The following is a 15,248-nucleotide window of genomic DNA, read 5'->3' on the forward strand; positions in this document are numbered from 1 at the left end:
TTCGCGTATCGGTACACTGGCGTATCGATACACTGGAGTGCAGAGGGTCCTCGTCGCAGAGCCGCAGAGAAGGAAAAGCGCATGTCGTCGCCCGGTTCCACACAGCCGGCCGGTTCCGCACAGGAGTCGGCCCCCACGTCGCGCCGGTCGAAGATCACACCGGAACGGGCGCACGAGCTCTACACGGCCGTACTGGACCTGCTCCGGGAGAGCGGCTACGAGTCACTGACCATGGAGGGGGTCGCCTCGCGCACACGGTGCGGCAAGTCGACCCTGTACCGGCAGTGGGGATCCAAGCCGGAGCTGGTCGTCGCAGCGCTGCACAGCACCCGCAGGCCGGTGCTCGCGGACATCGACACCGGCACCCTGAGCGGCGACCTGCACGCGGCCGCCGAGGCCGTCTGCACGGCGTCCGACCGCGACTCCACCCTCGTCCACGCACTCGGCCACGCCGCACTCCAGAGCCCCGACCTGCTGCTGGCCCTGCGTGAGGCACTGATCGCACCGTCGATCGCCGCGATCGACGGCATGGTCCGGCGCGCCGTCGACCGCGGCGAGATCGAGGCGGACAATCCCGCGGCCGAGTACGTCGCCGCACAGATCCTGGGGATCATGCGCGCCCGGCCACTGCTGGAGGGGCGGTACGCGGACGACTCGTTCGTCACCCGCTTCATCGAGTGCGCCGTCCTTCCCGCACTCAGGCCCCGGGCGACCCCGCCCGGGGCCTGATGAACGTGGGCCGTCGTCCGAGCGGATGACGACGGCCCGCCCGCGCCGCACCGTGGGGACGGGGGTGGCGCGCAAACCGGCCGGTCGGCGGCTTCCACGGAAGCCGCCGACCGGCCGCTTCGTTCCCCGCCCGCACCTGGCCGCCCGCTGACGCCTCCTCAGTTCTCGTCTTCTTGACGATATGACGCCGCTCCATTAGCGTCGCCATGACGAGAAAGAGGGGGTCCACCATGGCCGACATCACCCGGCGCTTCGGCTGGCGGCACCTGCGCTCCGCGCCCACCGCCCACATCCGCCACCACAAGCGGGGCGAGCTCTGCCACGACGGTCCCGGGCTGAGCTTCTGGTACCGGTCGCTCTCCGCCGCGCTCTCCGAAGTCCCGGTGAACGACCGGGAGCTGGCGATGGCCTTCCACGCGCGTACGGCCGACTTCCAGGACGTCACCGTGCAGGCGACCGTCACCTACCGCATCAGCGACCCGGCCGAGGCCGCCGCCCGCCTCGACTTCTCCGTGGACCCCGACACCGGAGTCTGGCGGAGCGCACCGCTGGAGCAGATCGCCACCCTTCTCACCGAGACCGCACAGCAGCACACCCTGGACGTCCTGGCCCGGACACCTCTCGCCACCGCGCTGGTGGACGGGGTCGCATCGGTACGCGAACGGGTCGCCTCCGGTCTCGCCGCCGAACCGAGGCTGCCCGCCACCGGCATCGACGTGGTGGCTGTGCGTGTCGTCGCCATCCGCCCGGAGGCGGAGGTAGAGCGCGCCCTGCGCACGCCGGCCAGGGAGCAGATCCAGCAGGAGGCGGACCGGGCCACCTACGAACGCCGGGCCGTCGCGGTCGAGCGGGAACGCACCATCGCCGAGAACGAACTCGCCAGCCAGATCGAGCTGGCGCGCCGCGAGGAGCAGTTGGTGGACCAGCGAGGCATCAACGCCCGACGCGAGGCCGAGGAGAAGTCCGCGGCCGACGGCGTGCGCACGGAGGCCGAGGCCGACCGCAAGGTGCGTCTCGCCCGCGCGGAGGCCGAGGCCGCCCGCGAAATCGGCTCCGCCCGCGCCGAGGCCCAGGCGGCCTGGCTCCGGGCGCACGCGGAAGTGGACGCCGGCACCCTGCACGCACTGGCCGCGACCCGGCTGGCGGAGAACCTGCCCCGGATCGACAGCCTCACCCTCTCCCCCGACGTGCTCACGGGCCTGCTCGCCCGCCTCGGCAGGACGGACCCGGAGGCGCGGGCGTGAGCCTGGCCCCGCGTGCGGTCCTCGTGCACCGCACCACCGAGTACGAGGAACTGCTCGCCCGGCACGGGACCCACGGCCAGGCGGCGTTCTTCCTCTCGACCCGCGGCCGGTCCATCGACGAGGTGGCCGGGCGGCATCACCGTACGCAGCAGGCCCTCACCGAGGTGGCTGCCGCCGTGCCCCTGCAGTGGCGCCGTTCGCGGGTGGAGCGTGCGGACCTCGACCGCTTCCTCTTCGGCCCCGAGGACGTGGTCCTCGTGGTCGGGCAGGACGGGCTGGTCGCCAATGCGGCCAAGTACCTGTCCGGCCAGCCGGTCCTGGGCATCGACACCGATCCGGGCCGCAACCCGGGCGTCCTCGTACGCCATCGCGTGCAGGACGCGGCGGCGCTGTGCCGGGCCGCCGTCGCACCGGGTGACCGGGTGGAGTCGCTCACCATGGTCGAGGCCGTCGCCGACGACACCCAGCGGCTGCTCGCCCTGAACGAGGTCTTCTGCGGACCGCCCGGCCACCAGACGGCGCGCTACCGCATCGGCCCGGACGGCGTCCCGGCCGCCGGGGAGTCCCAGGCGTCCTCGGGCGTCCTGGTCGGTACCGGTACGGGCGCGACGGGCTGGCTGCGCTCCCTCTGGGGCGAACGCGGCAGCGCGCTGCGACTGCCGGGCCCGTCCGATCCGCGGCTGCTCTGGTTCGTGCGCGAGGCATGGCCCTCGCCAGCGACCGGTACGTCGCTGGTCTCGGGCGAACTGGGCCGGGGCGAGGGGCTGGCCCTCACCGTCGAGTCGGACCGCATCGTGGTGTTCGGTGACGGAATGGAGGCCGACGCGCTGGAGCTGACCTGGGGTCAGTCAGTCCGGCTCGGGATCTCCGCCACCTCGTTGAATCTGGTGGTGTGACCCCTCGGAAGAGCCCTCGCACCGTGGCCGGATTTGTAACTGATATCTACATGTATCTTCCGTGTGTCCGACGGGCTTGATACTGATCGAACACCGCACACCGAGCCGTCGTGCTCGTGACGCCTTCCACGGCTGAGCGGAACGCTCGACCCGAGAGGACCACTGTGCTGGGTGCGATAGGCCTCGATGCCGTCCAGGAGATCACCTACCGCGAACTGGTCGGGCACGGGGCGGCGGACGCGGCACACTTGGCGGGCCGTCTCGCCCTGCCGGAGAAGGATGTCCTCCAGGCGCTGTACGGGCTGGAGCACCAGGGGCTGATCACCCGGTCCGCCGAACGGCCCGACTGCTGGGTGAGTGCTCCCCCGGCAGTGGCCCTGGCACCCCTGCTCTCCCAGCAGCGCCATGAGCTGGAGTGCGCGGAGCTGGCCGCGGCGAGACTGGCCGACGAGTACCGGCCCGAGGCCGTCGCGCCCGGCGTGCGCGACCTGATCGAGGTCGTGACCGGCGCCCAGGCGGTCTCCCAGCGCTTCTCCCAACTCCAACTGGGGGCCGAGCGGGAACTCTGCCTGCTCATCCGCAGCCAGCCGCTCGCGGTCTCGGCCGAGGAGAACACGGCCGAGGTACTGGCCATGGCGCGGGGCGTGAAGTACCGGGTCGTCATCGGCCGGGAGATGTTTCCCGGACACGAGGGCGGGACCGTCGATCTGGCCGGCCTCGCCGAGTCGCTGGGCCGGGGCATGGAAGTGCGCGTGGTCGACGAGGTTCCGACCAAGCTGGTCATCGCCGACGGCTCGCTCGGCATGCTTCCGCTGAGCGACCCCGCCACGGAACCGGCGGCCCTGGTGGCCCGGTCGAGCGGTCTGCTGGTGTCGCTGGTGGCGCTCTTCGAGCAGGTGTGGAGCCAGGGCCTGCCCCTGACGCTCGGTGGGGGCGACGAGATCGAGGAGGCGCCGCTGCCCGGGCCCGAGCCCATCGATCTCCAGATCCTCTCCCTGCTGCTGGCCGGTCTCACGGATGTGGGCGTCGCCAAGGAACTCGACCTGGGCGCACGGACCGTACAGCGACGGATCAAGCGGCTGATGGACCTCAGCGGGGCGTCGAGCCGGCTGCGTCTGGGCTGGTACGCGAGCGAGCACGGCTGGATCACGCGTACGCACGGCTGAGAGGCTGCCCTGTGAACCCCAGGGCTAAAGGGAGCAGAGAACATGACAGCCGACTCCGGGAACAGTCCCACGCGCAACACGCGTCCGCCCAAGGCGCAGGCGGGATTCGGCGTGGGCGTCGTCGTTCAGGACGAGCAGGGCAGGATCCTGCTCGGCAGGCACCGCGAGGGCACCTGGGAACTGCCCGGCGGCAAAGTCGATCCGACCCATGAGTCGGTCGCCGCAGCGGCGGTGCGTGAGCTGCGCGAGGAGACGGGGCTGATGGTCGCCGAAGAAGCGGTGACGGTCTTCGCGATGCTTCACGACGTGGTGGCCGGGACCATCAGGATCACCATGGCGGCCACGGTGTCCGTCGAGGCAGCGGTCGCCGATGTGACCGAGCCGCATCTGATCAGCGCCTGGCGGTGGACGCGCCCCGATGAGCTGCCGGACCTGCTGTTCGACCCGTCGGCCCAGATCCTGGCGACCTGGCGGCCGGATCTCGCCGTCACGCACCCCCCGGTGCACCGTCTGCGGATCGCCGCGGACGGGCCGCGGCAAGGACCGTGAACCTATAGCAAATATCGATTTACCTAAGGGTCATAGGCACGCTTAGCGTCGTCGCCATGAGAGCCGTCAGTGAGCAGGACATCCGGACATCGTTCGTCAACTGCTCCAAGGGCGAGGCGAAGCGGCTGCCGCTGCCCCGCGACCTCGACGACCGCCCCTGGGACGATCTGGACTTCCTGGGGTGGCGTGATCTGTCCGCACCGGACCGGAGCTACCTCGTCACCGACGTGGACGGCGAGCTCACGGGCATCACGCTCCGCTTCCCGTCCCAGCAGCGCGGCTTCCTGCACCGCAGCATGTGTTCGGTCTGTCTGACCACGCACCCGGGCAGCGGCGTCTCCCTGATGACCGCGCGCAAGACGGGGCAGGCGGGCAGGGACGGGAACTCGGTGGGCATCTACCTCTGCACCGACCTCGACTGCTCCCTGTACGTGCGGGGCAAGAAGCTCCCGGCGCCCGGCGGGCGCTTCGAGGAGTCACTGACCGTGGACCAGCAGATCGAGCGGACCAGGGCGAAGCTCTTCGCCTTCATGGGCACGCTCTCCGCCTGAACTTCCAGGCGCGTCCGGGTGCCTGCGGATGCGGTTCAGTGGGAGCGGATGTACGAATAAGTAACCATTCGTGCGATCGGAGAAGACCCGTGGACGACTATCCGCTCCTCAATCTCTTCCTGACCATGATGTTCATCTTCCTCTGGGTCCTGTGGTTCTTCCTGCTCTTCAAGGTGATCACGGACGTCTTCCGTGACCAGTCACTGAACGGCTGGGCCAAGGCCGCCTGGTTGATCTTCGTCATCGTCCTGCCCTACATCGGCGTCCTCATCTACCTGATCGTCCGCGGCCGGAGCATGGGCCAGCGGGACGTGAAGCAGGCGAAGGACCAGGATGCGGCCTTCCGGAAGTACGTACAGGAGGCCGCCGGGACCGAGGGCGGCTCCGGAACCGGCAAGAGCCATGTCACCGAACTCGCCAAGCTCGCCGAGCTCAAGGACAGCGGTCACATCGATCAGCAGGAGTACGAGAAGGCCAAGGCGAAGCTGCTCGCCTGATCCGCCCAGTGCCGTCCATGTCTTCCCGCCCGGTCCTCTCACGGTCGGGAAGACATGGACGTCGGCATGTCCGCGCGGCACCACCACCGGTGAGGCTGCTGCGGCCGGGGCGACGGCCGGTGTCGGCGCGGCAGTTGCGCCTGACGGCCGACCGCCGGGGTGAGCGGCCCCACGAACACCGGAACGGGTTCCGGGAGTTGCCGCCGCTCCGTCACGCCCGCACGCGGGGGCGGCAGTCCGCCGCACCTGGAATGGTCAGCCACCCCACCAGGTACGTGTCGAACGGCTAGCTGGGTGACCGGGAGGTCCCGACATGGCCAGTAAGTTCACCGAGCTGGCGATCGACTGCGCCGATCCCGGCGGTCTCGCCCGGTTCTGGTGCTCGGTCCTCGACTACGAGGTGCAGGACGAGGACGACGACATCGTCACCATCGGCTCTCCCGGGGTTCCCGAGGGCAGGAACCGTCCCGGCCCGGCACCCCCGACGCTGACCTTCGCGCGCGTGCCCGAGGGGAAGACCATCAAGAACAGGCTTCACCTCGACGTCAACGCGACGGACAGGGAGCAGGACGAAGAGGTCCGCCGCCTGCTCGGCCTGGGCGCCCGGCACGCGGATGTGGGCCGGACCGGCGATGAGAGCTGGGTCACACTCGCCGACCCGGAGGGGAACGAGTTCTGCGTGCTGGCGGGCCGTTACCCCTGATCTGAGGCCGCGCACCGCGCGGGGCCAACGAGTCAGGGCCCTGCCTCACCGAAGTGAGGCAGGGCCCTGACCTGGGCTCGAAGCCCTCCTGCACCGTCGGGACGACAGGATTTGAACCTGCGACCCCTTGACCCCCAGTCAAGTGCGCTACCAAGCTGCGCCACGTCCCGGTGCGTTTCCTCCCGGTTGTTCCGGGTGGCCGCGCAGGGCAAACATTACCTCACTCCGAGGACCGGATCGACGTCCGCGCCTGCTGGGCGCGGGTTGCCAGGGCTTCGGCGCCGCACGTGACAGCCAGCTTCTGCGCCCGGGCGAGCTCCCGCGGGGAGCGGATCGCGATTCCGTACTCGAGACGGGCCAGCGCGTGCTCGTACGCGGACGACGATGCCTCGAGACGGTGTACGGCCTCGGCCAGCAGGTGCTCGGCCTCCTCCGCGGGTGCGAAGAGCGCGACGCATCGCAGCGCTTCCCCGATCGCGGTGTCCGTGCCGAAGCGCTCGGCGTGGACGCGGGCACGGGTGGCGAGCTGGGCGGCGCGGGCCGGGTCGTCGTCGGCCAGGGCGCGGGCGAGGTCGCCTGCCCACGGTGCCCAGATGCCGTTGAAACGACCGCGGGGCTCCAGGGCGGCGCCGGCCGCCTCGAGTTCGGCGACGGCGTCCTTCGTACGGCCTTCGGCCAGCAGCAGCCGGCCGCGGACGCACGGGGCGTCCGGCAGGACCATGGCGCTGGGGTAGGGCGGCCCGAAGTCGTACCGGTCGGCGACCAGACGCGCCTCCGCCGTGCGGCCGCGTGCGAGAAGGGTGTCTATGAGCAGGCAGGCTGCGTCCCAGTGGACCGGAAGCCCGCTGCCGACACGGTCGGCGAGACGCAGTCCCTCACGCAGGAAGCCCTCGGCCTCGGCGAGCCTGCCGCGCCGGCGGTGGACGAGACCCAGCAGGGTGTGGGCGAACGCGAGGTGCGCCCCGCTCCAGCCGGAGATCTCGAAGGCGCGCACGGCTTCGCCGAAGAGTTCCTCCGCCCGGTCGAGCCGGTCGGTGAAGGCGTAGGTGATGCCGACCATCGTGGGGAGTTCGAAGCCCCATTCGGAGTCGGTCCAGCCGAGACCGCGGGCCGGCCTCCCGTCGACGAGCGCGCGTTCGCAGAGGTCGACGACCAGTTGGGCGTTCTCGCCGCGGAGCATGGCGTCGAAGGCACGCAGCGTGAGAAGAACGCGCTCGGCGTTGTCGCGGCCCTTGAGGTGGTCGGCGTTGCGGGCGAGGCGTGCCGACCGGGCGGGCCCGTCGTTCTCGGTGGCCTGCATGCCCTCCCACAGGAAGTGCGCGGCCTGGAGCCGCATCAGGCCGGGGCCCGGGGCCGTACGGGACGCCTCGGCGGCGAGGGAGAGCGCCGCGTCCTTGAGCTGGTTGTTGTGGGCCAGAGCGGCGGCGAGCCGGAACGTGGCGTCGACCCGCAGTGTCTCGTCGAGGCCCGGCGTATCGAGGGCTGCCCGCAGTTGCTGGACCGTGGTGGCAGGGGAACTGAGGAGTGTGGCGCAGCCCAGTTCGTACAGCAGGGCGGCCCGGTCGTGGGGCCGCGGCGGCTCCTGGAGGGCCCGTTCGAGGCAGCGCCTGGCCGCTTGCGGGGCGCCGACGGCCAGGTGCTGGCCGGCTGCTTCGCGGAGCTGGGCGACCAGCTCCTGGTCGTCGTCCGGGTGGACCTCGAGGAGATGGCGCGATGCCGCCGCGGCACCGAGCCCGGCCTGGGTGATGGCCCAGGCCGCCCGTCCGTGCATGGCGGTGCGGGTGGCCGGCGGGATGGACCGGTAGACCGCGGTGGCGATGAGGGGATGGACGAACTCCAGCGGGTCGAAGCCGCTGACGATACGGGCGTCGCGCAGCCGCGCCGTGCAGTCGGCGGCCTCGGCCGAGCTCATGCCGGCGAGGGTCGCCGCGAGTTCCTGGGAGATGTCGGTGCCCAGCACGGCGGCGGCCCAGGCGAAGCGGTTGGCGTTGGTGCCCAGGCGTTCCAGGCGGGCGACGAGACCGCTGCCGCGGGCCGACGCACCGAGCTCGCGCAGCAACCCGGCGGACTCCTCCACCGGTGGCAGGTCACGGTCCTGCGCCTTGGCGACGAGCTCGACCGCCTCGTACGGGTTGCCACCGGTGACGGCCCACACCTCGCGGCAGAAGGGGTCGTCGGCATGGTCGCCCAGCCCTGCCCTGACAAGCTCCGCCGTGGCGTCGGGGGTGAGTGCTCGAAGGGCCACGCGGATCAGTGCCGTAGGGCCCTCGCGGCGACTGCCGTCGGGTGTACGGGCCATGGCCCAGTCGGAGTTGCGGTCGGCGAGCTCCTGCGGGCGGTGGGCCTGGACGACCAGCACCGGCAGTTCGGTCAGCCTGGCGGTGAAGCCGGAGAGCCACGCGAGGGATTCACCGTCGGCCCAGTGCGCGTCGTCCACTATCAGGAGCAGCGGCCGGTGGCTGAGCCTGGAGGCGAGCCGGGCGACGACGAAGTCGAGGCCGTCCCTGACACCTTGCGGGTCGGGCTGCGGGCCGGTCGGTTCCGCGAGGCCCAGCGCGGGCGCCGCGATCTCGAACCAGTCGCCGAACAGGGCCCTGGTCTCGTCGGCGGGCAACTGGTCGAGCGCGGGCTGCAGGAGCTGGCGTACGACGTGGAACGGCACCGACGTCACGGTCTCACCGCCGCGTGCCTGCCAGACGGTGCAGCGGTCTTGCGCCATCACACGGATCTCGCCGAGCAGCGCGGTCTTGCCGATGCCGGCTTCACCGCTGAAGACGAGCAGACCGCCGGCTGACTGCGCGCCACAGAGTGCGTCCACCGCCTGTGCGGCGGCGGCGAGTTCCGGTTCGCGCTCGTACAACGGCCGGGACGGCTTCATGCCTCCCCTTCCCAAGGTGGTTGCGGAGGTTGTGAGCCTAGTCGTGCGCGGGTGCCCACGGACAGGGTTCCCACGGTCGACCGCAGGTGCGGGGCACAATCAGGACATGGACGAACCTCGCAGGGACCGTGACGCCGAAGGCCGGGCGCGCAATGCGCGCCCCCGGGACGGGCTGGGGCGCCCCCTGCCGTACGGCACTCCGGGGGTGGAGCGACAGCCGGAGGGGGTGGTCCGCTCCCCCGACGAGACCGTGCGGGAGGCGCAGCGGCTCCTGGACGCGGGGATGCCGTTCCATGCGCACGAGGTGTTCGAGGACGCGTGGAAGTCGGGTCCCGAGGCGGAGCGGGAGCTGTGGCGCGGACTTGCCCAGATGGCCGTGGGTCTGACGCATTCCGCCCGGGGCAACGCCGCGGGCGGAGCACGGCTGTTGAGGCGGGGCGCCGCCGCGGTCGCGGGTTTCCGGGACGCGGAGCCGTACGGGATCGGCGTGGACGGACTGGTCGTCTGGGCGCTGGAGCTGGCCGGTCGGGTGGATCCGCCCGGCCCGGAGTCGGGGTCGGCGGACACAGGAGCGGGGGACGCCGGGACCGGGGGCGTGCCAGTGGTGGACGCGGCGGCGGAGACGCCTCGGCTGCGGTCGGGGGGCCGGGCCGGTGGGTGACAACCCGTGCGATAGGTTTTGCTCTTTCTTGACGGCGTGTTGATCACTCGGACAACACGGACGCCCTTCGACCGCTTGCTCAGGAGACGGACGCCCCGATGACCGACATCATCAACGGCCTCGGCCGTGCCACTGCTTACGGCGCCCTCGGCGTCGTACTGCTCGTTCTCGGCATATTCCTCATCGACGCCCTGACGCCCGGAAAGCTGGGTCGCCAGATTTGGGAGGAGCGCAACCGCAACGCGGCATTGCTCCTCAGCTCGGCTCTGCTGGGCATCGGCGGCATCGTGTTCACGTCGATCTGGACGACGTACGACGACTTCGGCAAGGGTCTGGCGTCGACGGCCGCGTTCGGGCTGCTCGGCCTGATCATGATGGCCGCCGCGTTCCTCGTGGTCGACCTGGTCACGCCCGGGAAGCTGGGGGCCACACTGGTCGAGCGGGAGCCGCACCCGGCGGTCTGGGTGACGGCGTCCTGCAACCTGGCGGTGTCGGCCATCGTGTCGGCTTCCATTGCCTGATCGCGCCGGTGTTGCCCCGGTCCCGCGAACACAGCCCTGCTCAGCCATTACGATCCGGCGTCATGAGCACTTCTGACCAGGACCAGCAACAGGCCCCGCAGCCCGATGAGCGGCAGGACGAGCACACCGACGGAGGCGACGGGCACGACGGGAGCACGGACGAGGGCATAGCCGCGTCCGCTCCCGGTGAGCGGAGACTGACACCACGTCAGGCACGACAGCTGCGCATCGTTGTCTCCTCGGTCGGCATGGCCGCGATGGCCGTCGTCCTCGCCCTGCGCATCGCGAGCCGCTCCTCCGTCCTGGTGGTCGGGGTGTACGGGCTGGCGCTCATCCTGTGCGGCGTGGTGATCGAGCTCAGCAGGAACGGACGCACCCGTCTCGGCAGCTGGCTGCTGGGCATCGGCCTGGCAGCGGCGATCGGCGCGGACTGGTTGCTCATTCCCTGACGCCGGGCCCGTGCCTCACAGCGCGGTGATCCGTACCGGCGAACCGTGCGGGTCGACCCGTTCCAGCCAGTCGGCGGCCAGATGGAACGGCCGCCCGGGGACTGCGGGCAACAGCAGCCGCTGCCGGTGGAGTTCGCGCCCGTCCTGGCTGACGGCCAGCAGCGGCCGGGACAGCCGTCGTGCCGTGCGCAGGACGAACCGGTCCTTGAGCGGGCGCACCCCGCCGGGGCCTGTCAGGTTGGGTGCGACCCATCGCAGCGGCGCGTCCACCACCAGGGGGCGCCGCCCGCCCCCGGAGGGCTCATCGGTACCGGACAGACGGTGCAGGACGGACACGGCAACGGCCCTGCCCTCGTCCGCCGCGACTCCCGCGCGCTCCACCGCGTGCAGGAGGTTCCCGACGGCGAACACGCCCGGCCGCGAGGTACGGTACGCCGCGTCGTACGCAGGTCCGCGCGTGCCGGGGTCGAGGGTGATCCCGCCGCGCCGGGCGAGCTCGTGGTCCGGGACGAAGTCACCGGTGAACACGACGGTGTCGCAGCGCAGGATCGTGGTGCGGCCGTCGTCGTGACGCAGTGACACCCCGGACAGCCTGGTCCTGCCCGTGAGGCCGGTGACGGTGGCCCCGGTGAGAAGCGGCGTGCGCTGCCGGAAACGGAGGGGTGCGGCGGGCCGGTCCGTGACCACGGCGACGACATGGACCCCGGCCGCACGCAGGGTGTCGACAGCAGCGTGCGCGACGGGCTCGTCGCCGATGACGACCGCCCGTGTGCCGATCCGCTGCCCGTACAGGTGGACCGCCTGCTGGAGTTCGCCGGTGGTGTGGACGCCGGGAGGGCGGCTGCCGGGGACGAGGCGCGCGGACCGGGGACGTTCGCGGGCGCCGGTGGCGAGGACGACGGCCCCGGCGGTGATCCGTTCGAGCCCGCCGGGTCCGGTGGTCTCGACGGTACGTGGTCCCGCCCAGCCCGTGACGGTCACTCCGGTGCGCAGGCCCGCACCCGCGCTCACCGCCGCGGCCACGCTCTGCCGGGCGTACGCGGGTCCGTTCACTCCTCCCCGGGTGAGGCGCCCGCCGAATCCCCCGTGGTGGCAGTGTCGGGGGATCCCGCCCGCTTCCTGCTCACGCTCCAGGATCTCGATCCGGCCCGCGCCGGCTGCGGCCAGTTCGGCCCCGGCTGCCAGACCGGCGGGGCCCGCCCCCACGATCAGGACGTCAACGGCCCGTTCGCTCCGGGTCACGCCTGTGCCTCCTCGAACAGAGCGCGGACGGCTGCGCCGCAGTAGAAGCCCTGGCACCGGCCGCCACGTGCCCGGGTGCGGCGCCGCAGACCGTCCAGGGACCGCGGTGGGACGGTGGAGGACAGCGCGTCGCGGATCTCACCGAGGGTGACGTGCTCGCAGTGGCAGACGAGTGTGCCGTACGCCGGGTCCTTCGCGATCAGGTCTGCCCGGCGGTAGGGGCGGGGGAAGGCCTCGCCGAGGTTGGGCACGGTGACCGGCGGGAGCCGGCGCATTGCGCCGAGTCCGAGTCCGGTCCGGGCGAGGAGCCCGGTGACATGGGCGGCGATCGCCATGGACGCGGTGAGTCCGGTGGACCGGATGCCGCCGACCGCGACGTACCGCTGAGTGGGGTACTCCTGGATCCGGTAGTCCTCCTGTCCGGTGGCCGCCCGCAGTCCCGCGTAGACGACGGTGATCTCCTCGTCGATGAGCTCGGGCAGGATCCGGCGGCCCTTCTCGCGCAGGAGGTGCAGGCCGTCCGCGGTGGATCCGGTGGCCGTCTTGTCGTCGAGCTCCTCGGAGGTGGGGCCCAGGAGCACGTTGCCGAACACCGTCGGTGCCACCAGTACGCCCTTTCCGGCCGCGGTCGGCACGGGCAGGAGGATGTGGCCGACGAGGTCGCGGGCGAGCTTGTCGAAGACGATGAGCTGGCCGCGGCGCGGGGTCACGGTGAAGACCTCGTGCCCGAGGAGCCGGTCGATCTCGTCGGCGTACAGCCCGGCGGCGTTGACCAGGTACCGGGTGCGCAGCGTTCCGCGCGAGGTGGTGAGGGCGTGGGCGCCCGGCTCGACGGCGATGTCCAGCACCCGGCAGTTCAGATGCAGGTGGACCCCTGCCCGGACGGCCTGGGTGGCGAAGGCGAGCGGTGTCGTCCAGGGGCAGATGATGCTCTCGTCGGGGACGTCGAGCGCGCCGAGCGCGCCCGGCCCCAGATGTGGTTCGCGATCCCTGAGTTCCTCCGCGCCGATGATGCGTGCCGCGTGGTAGCCGTTGCGGCCGGCCTTGGCCAGCAGTCGGGGCAGCAGGGCGAGTTGCTCCTTGTCCCAGGCGACGAGCAGGGCGCCGACGCGCTCGACGGGAATGCCCGTCTCCGCCGCGTACGCGGTGAGCCGGTGACGGCCCTCCCGTACGAGGCGGGCTTCCAGCGAGTCGGGCACGGCGTCGAAACCGGTGTGCAGGATTGCCGTGTTGGCCTTCGAGGTGCCGTTGCCGATGTCGTCGGAGGCGTCCACCAGGGCGGTGCGCAGGTGATATCCGGCCAGCTCGCGTGCGATGGCCGTGCCGACGACACCGGCTCCGACGACGGTGACGTCGTACGTCCCGTCCCCGCCACCGGCCGGGGCCGGCTCCCCCTCCGTCGTGATCGTGACCGTCATGGGCGCTCCAGCAGGGTGTCCACCGCCGCACGGAATCCGTCGAGGCGTGCGGCCGCCTCGTCCGGGCCGATGCGCGGTTCGTACACGGCGGACGGCTTCCACTCCGGGACCGCCTCCCGCAGCGGCAGGCGCGGGTCGAGTCCGAGCCGGGCCACCGCACCCGCACCGAGCGCGGTGAGGTCGGGCAGCGCCGAGACCTCGACGGGCCGTTGCAGGAGGTCCGCCTGGGTCTGCATGAGCAGGGTGGAGCGGGTCAGACCGCCGTCGACCCGCAGGGCGGTCAGCGGTGCGCCCAGATCGGCTGCCGCGGCATCGGCCAGGGCGACGACCTGGGCCGCGATGCCTTCGCACAGGGCACGCACCAGGTGGCCCGCCGTGGTGTCGAGGCCGAGTCCCGTCACGGAGCCGCGCAGGTCACCGCGCCACCACGGGGCGGCGAGGCCGGCGAGCGCGGGCACGAAGGTGACACCGCCGGTACCGGGTACGGAGGACCCCACCGGGTCGAGGTCCGCGGCGCCCGAGATCACGCCCAGGTCGGTGAGCCAGCGCACGGCGGACGCGGCCGTGTAGACCTGCCCGTCGAGGCAGTAGTCCGTACGCCCCCCGAGGCGCCAGGCCACACAGCTGACCAGGCCGCTGGAGCTGGTGCGCGGCCTGGAGCCGGTCTGCGCGAGGAGGAAAGCCCCCGTGCCGTAGGTGCACTTGGCGTTGCCCGGCTCCAGGGCGTTCTGGGCCAGCAGGGCCGCCTGCTGGTCGACGACGAGTCCGGTCAGGGGGATATCGCCGCCGAAGCGGGTGGTCGTACCGACCGGCCCCGCACAGTCGACGACGGTGGGGAGCCGCTCGTCGGACAGGCCGAAGATCTCCAGGGCGGCGGGTGACCAGCCGACGTCGTGGAGGTCGAGCAGCTGGGTGCGTCCGGCGGTGGCGGCGTCCGTCACGAAGGCCCCCGTCAGCCGGTGGACGAGCCAGGAGTCACTGGTGGTGACGACCCCTTCGCAGGTCAGCTCACGGCGTATCCAGGCCATCTTGGGCGCGGCGAAGTACGGGTCGAGGGGCAGGCCGGTGAGCTGCCTCAACTCCTCGTCGTGCGCGGCGAGTCCGGCGCACAGGTCCGCCGCGCGCCGGTCCTGCCACACGACGGCGTCGGTGAGCGGCCGGCCGGTGCCGGGGTCCCAGGCGAGGACCGTCTCGCCCTGGTTCGCCAGGCCCACGGCTGCCACGGGTTCGCCGGCCTCGTCCACCGCCTGCCTGCCCGCGTCGAGGACCGACCCGAGCAGTTCGGCGGGATCGGCCTCGACGGCTCCGCCTGCCCCGTACCGCGGCCGGACCGGGGCGGAACCGGAACCGATCACGCCCCGCTCGGGGCAGATCACCAGCGCCTTCGTTCCGGAGGTTCCCTGGTCGATGGCGAGTACCGGACCTGTCATCGACACTCCAGTCGTGCGGGCCGCCCGGAACCGGGCGGGAGCGTGATCATCCGTTCGTTCCGCCCACAGTTGTGCAGACCACGGCGCGCGTCAAGCGCGTCAGAACATCCCGTCCGCACAAGCCGATTGCGATCAACGTCCTGTGCCGAGGCGCTACTTGCGTAAGATCCGCAGAGTCGCCGGAAGATCGGTACGGCGCACTCTAAACTCACCGCCGAGCACCCGACCGGACGCTTCGCGGCAGTTCATGACCAGAGCTGCCCAACCCCCCACGTCCTTGAGGATTCATGACGAGCAGACCATGCCCCGTGCCG

General features: G+C 71.7%; 15 protein-coding genes and 1 tRNA gene. 11 read left to right on the forward strand and 5 right to left on the reverse strand.

The genetic code is table 11. The annotated features are described in order from the left end of the window. The first annotated feature begins 81 nt into the window (after window positions 1–81). From OG844_RS13920 to OG844_RS13955, 8 genes are all read left to right on the forward strand, one after another. Window positions 82–729: a TetR/AcrR family transcriptional regulator gene (locus tag OG844_RS13920; RefSeq protein WP_406390322.1), complete on the forward strand. Its 648-nt coding sequence runs from the start codon at window positions 82–84 to the stop codon at window positions 727–729. 230 nt (window positions 730–959) lie between these two features. Then, the gene (locus OG844_RS13925) at window positions 960–1,973 is read left to right on the forward strand and encodes an SPFH domain-containing protein (RefSeq protein ID WP_406390324.1); all 1,014 of its coding nucleotides are present in this window, start codon (window positions 960–962) and stop codon (window positions 1,971–1,973) included. Further along, on the forward strand, window positions 1,970–2,869 hold the full coding sequence (locus OG844_RS13930) for a hypothetical protein (RefSeq protein ID WP_406390326.1): 900 nt from the start codon (window positions 1,970–1,972) through the stop codon (window positions 2,867–2,869). The genes OG844_RS13925 and OG844_RS13930 overlap by 4 nt, the downstream gene beginning before the upstream one ends. Before the next feature lie 164 nt (window positions 2,870–3,033). After that, entirely contained in the window at window positions 3,034–4,035 is a 1,002-nt protein-coding gene (locus tag OG844_RS13935; protein WP_406390328.1) for a helix-turn-helix transcriptional regulator, read from the forward strand. Between the two features lie 42 nt (window positions 4,036–4,077). Continuing rightward, window positions 4,078–4,584, forward strand: coding sequence for an NUDIX hydrolase (locus tag OG844_RS13940; RefSeq protein WP_406390330.1), 507 nt, complete (start codon window positions 4,078–4,080; stop codon window positions 4,582–4,584). A gap of 56 nt (window positions 4,585–4,640) precedes the next feature. Then, window positions 4,641–5,135 carry an FBP domain-containing protein gene (locus tag OG844_RS13945; RefSeq protein WP_406390331.1) on the forward strand — a complete coding sequence of 165 codons (495 nt, stop codon included), beginning with the start codon at window positions 4,641–4,643 and terminating at the stop codon, window positions 5,133–5,135. Between the two features lie 89 nt (window positions 5,136–5,224). Then, window positions 5,225–5,632: an SHOCT domain-containing protein gene (locus tag OG844_RS13950; RefSeq protein ID WP_406390332.1), complete on the forward strand. Its 408-nt coding sequence runs from the start codon at window positions 5,225–5,227 to the stop codon at window positions 5,630–5,632. 313 nt (window positions 5,633–5,945) lie between these two features. Beyond that, window positions 5,946–6,335, forward strand: a complete 390-nt coding sequence (locus OG844_RS13955) for a VOC family protein (protein ID WP_406390333.1) — start codon at window positions 5,946–5,948, stop codon at window positions 6,333–6,335. A 96-nt stretch (window positions 6,336–6,431) separates the two neighbouring features. Here OG844_RS13955 and OG844_RS13960 read toward each other — a convergent pair. Next, window positions 6,432–6,505, reverse strand: a tRNA-Pro gene (locus OG844_RS13960). Window positions 6,506–6,555: 50 nt separating this feature from the next. Continuing rightward, the gene (locus OG844_RS13965) at window positions 6,556–9,213 is read right to left on the reverse strand and encodes an ATP-binding protein (protein ID WP_406390335.1); all 2,658 of its coding nucleotides are present in this window, start codon (window positions 9,211–9,213) and stop codon (window positions 6,556–6,558) included. Between the two features lie 106 nt (window positions 9,214–9,319). Between OG844_RS13965 and OG844_RS13970 the strand changes: the two genes are divergently transcribed. From OG844_RS13970 to OG844_RS13980, 3 genes are all read left to right on the forward strand, one after another. Beyond that, window positions 9,320–9,874 carry a DUF309 domain-containing protein gene (locus OG844_RS13970; protein WP_406390337.1) on the forward strand — a complete coding sequence of 185 codons (555 nt, stop codon included), beginning with the start codon at window positions 9,320–9,322 and terminating at the stop codon, window positions 9,872–9,874. Window positions 9,875–9,972: 98 nt separating this feature from the next. Continuing rightward, window positions 9,973–10,395 (forward strand): DUF350 domain-containing protein, encoded by a 423-nt coding sequence (locus tag OG844_RS13975; protein WP_329205196.1) that lies wholly within the window; start codon window positions 9,973–9,975, stop codon window positions 10,393–10,395. A gap of 62 nt (window positions 10,396–10,457) precedes the next feature. Next, window positions 10,458–10,844: a hypothetical protein gene (locus tag OG844_RS13980; protein WP_406390339.1), complete on the forward strand. Its 387-nt coding sequence runs from the start codon at window positions 10,458–10,460 to the stop codon at window positions 10,842–10,844. 15 nt (window positions 10,845–10,859) lie between these two features. Here the strand turns inward: OG844_RS13980 and OG844_RS13985 are convergent, their stop codons facing one another. From OG844_RS13985 to OG844_RS13995, 3 genes are read right to left on the reverse strand one after another with little or no spacing between them, the layout of a single operon-like run. Next, entirely contained in the window at window positions 10,860–12,086 is a 1,227-nt protein-coding gene (locus tag OG844_RS13985; protein ID WP_406390341.1) for an FAD-dependent oxidoreductase, read from the reverse strand. Then, window positions 12,083–13,504 carry an FAD-dependent oxidoreductase gene (locus OG844_RS13990; protein WP_406390342.1) on the reverse strand — a complete coding sequence of 474 codons (1,422 nt, stop codon included), beginning with the start codon at window positions 13,502–13,504 and terminating at the stop codon, window positions 12,083–12,085. Before OG844_RS13990 ends, OG844_RS13985 begins: the two co-directional genes overlap by 4 nt. Beyond that, window positions 13,501–14,934, reverse strand: coding sequence for an FGGY family carbohydrate kinase (locus OG844_RS13995; protein WP_406390343.1), 1,434 nt, complete (start codon window positions 14,932–14,934; stop codon window positions 13,501–13,503). Before OG844_RS13995 ends, OG844_RS13990 begins: the two co-directional genes overlap by 4 nt. Window positions 14,935–15,248: the final 314 nt, after the last annotated feature.

It is taken from the genome of Streptomyces sp. NBC_00887 (assembly GCF_045207585.1).

Coding starts and splice junctions, on each gene's coding strand:
- OG844_RS13970 (WP_406390337.1), top strand. CDS start 9,320: ATGGACGAACCTCGCAGGGACCGTGACGCCGAAGGCCGGGCGCGCAAT.
- OG844_RS13965 (WP_406390335.1), bottom strand. CDS start 9,213: ATGAAGCCGTCCCGGCCGTTGTACGAGCGCGAACCGGAACTCGCCGCC.
- OG844_RS13925 (WP_406390324.1), top strand. CDS start 960: ATGGCCGACATCACCCGGCGCTTCGGCTGGCGGCACCTGCGCTCCGCG.
- OG844_RS13945 (WP_406390331.1), top strand. CDS start 4,641: ATGAGAGCCGTCAGTGAGCAGGACATCCGGACATCGTTCGTCAACTGC.
- OG844_RS13955 (WP_406390333.1), top strand. CDS start 5,946: ATGGCCAGTAAGTTCACCGAGCTGGCGATCGACTGCGCCGATCCCGGC.
- OG844_RS13995 (WP_406390343.1), bottom strand. CDS start 14,934: ATGACAGGTCCGGTACTCGCCATCGACCAGGGAACCTCCGGAACGAAG.
- OG844_RS13920 (WP_406390322.1), top strand. CDS start 82: ATGTCGTCGCCCGGTTCCACACAGCCGGCCGGTTCCGCACAGGAGTCG.
- OG844_RS13975 (WP_329205196.1), top strand. CDS start 9,973: ATGACCGACATCATCAACGGCCTCGGCCGTGCCACTGCTTACGGCGCC.
- OG844_RS13940 (WP_406390330.1), top strand. CDS start 4,078: ATGACAGCCGACTCCGGGAACAGTCCCACGCGCAACACGCGTCCGCCC.
- OG844_RS13990 (WP_406390342.1), bottom strand. CDS start 13,504: ATGACGGTCACGATCACGACGGAGGGGGAGCCGGCCCCGGCCGGTGGC.
- OG844_RS13980 (WP_406390339.1), top strand. CDS start 10,458: ATGAGCACTTCTGACCAGGACCAGCAACAGGCCCCGCAGCCCGATGAG.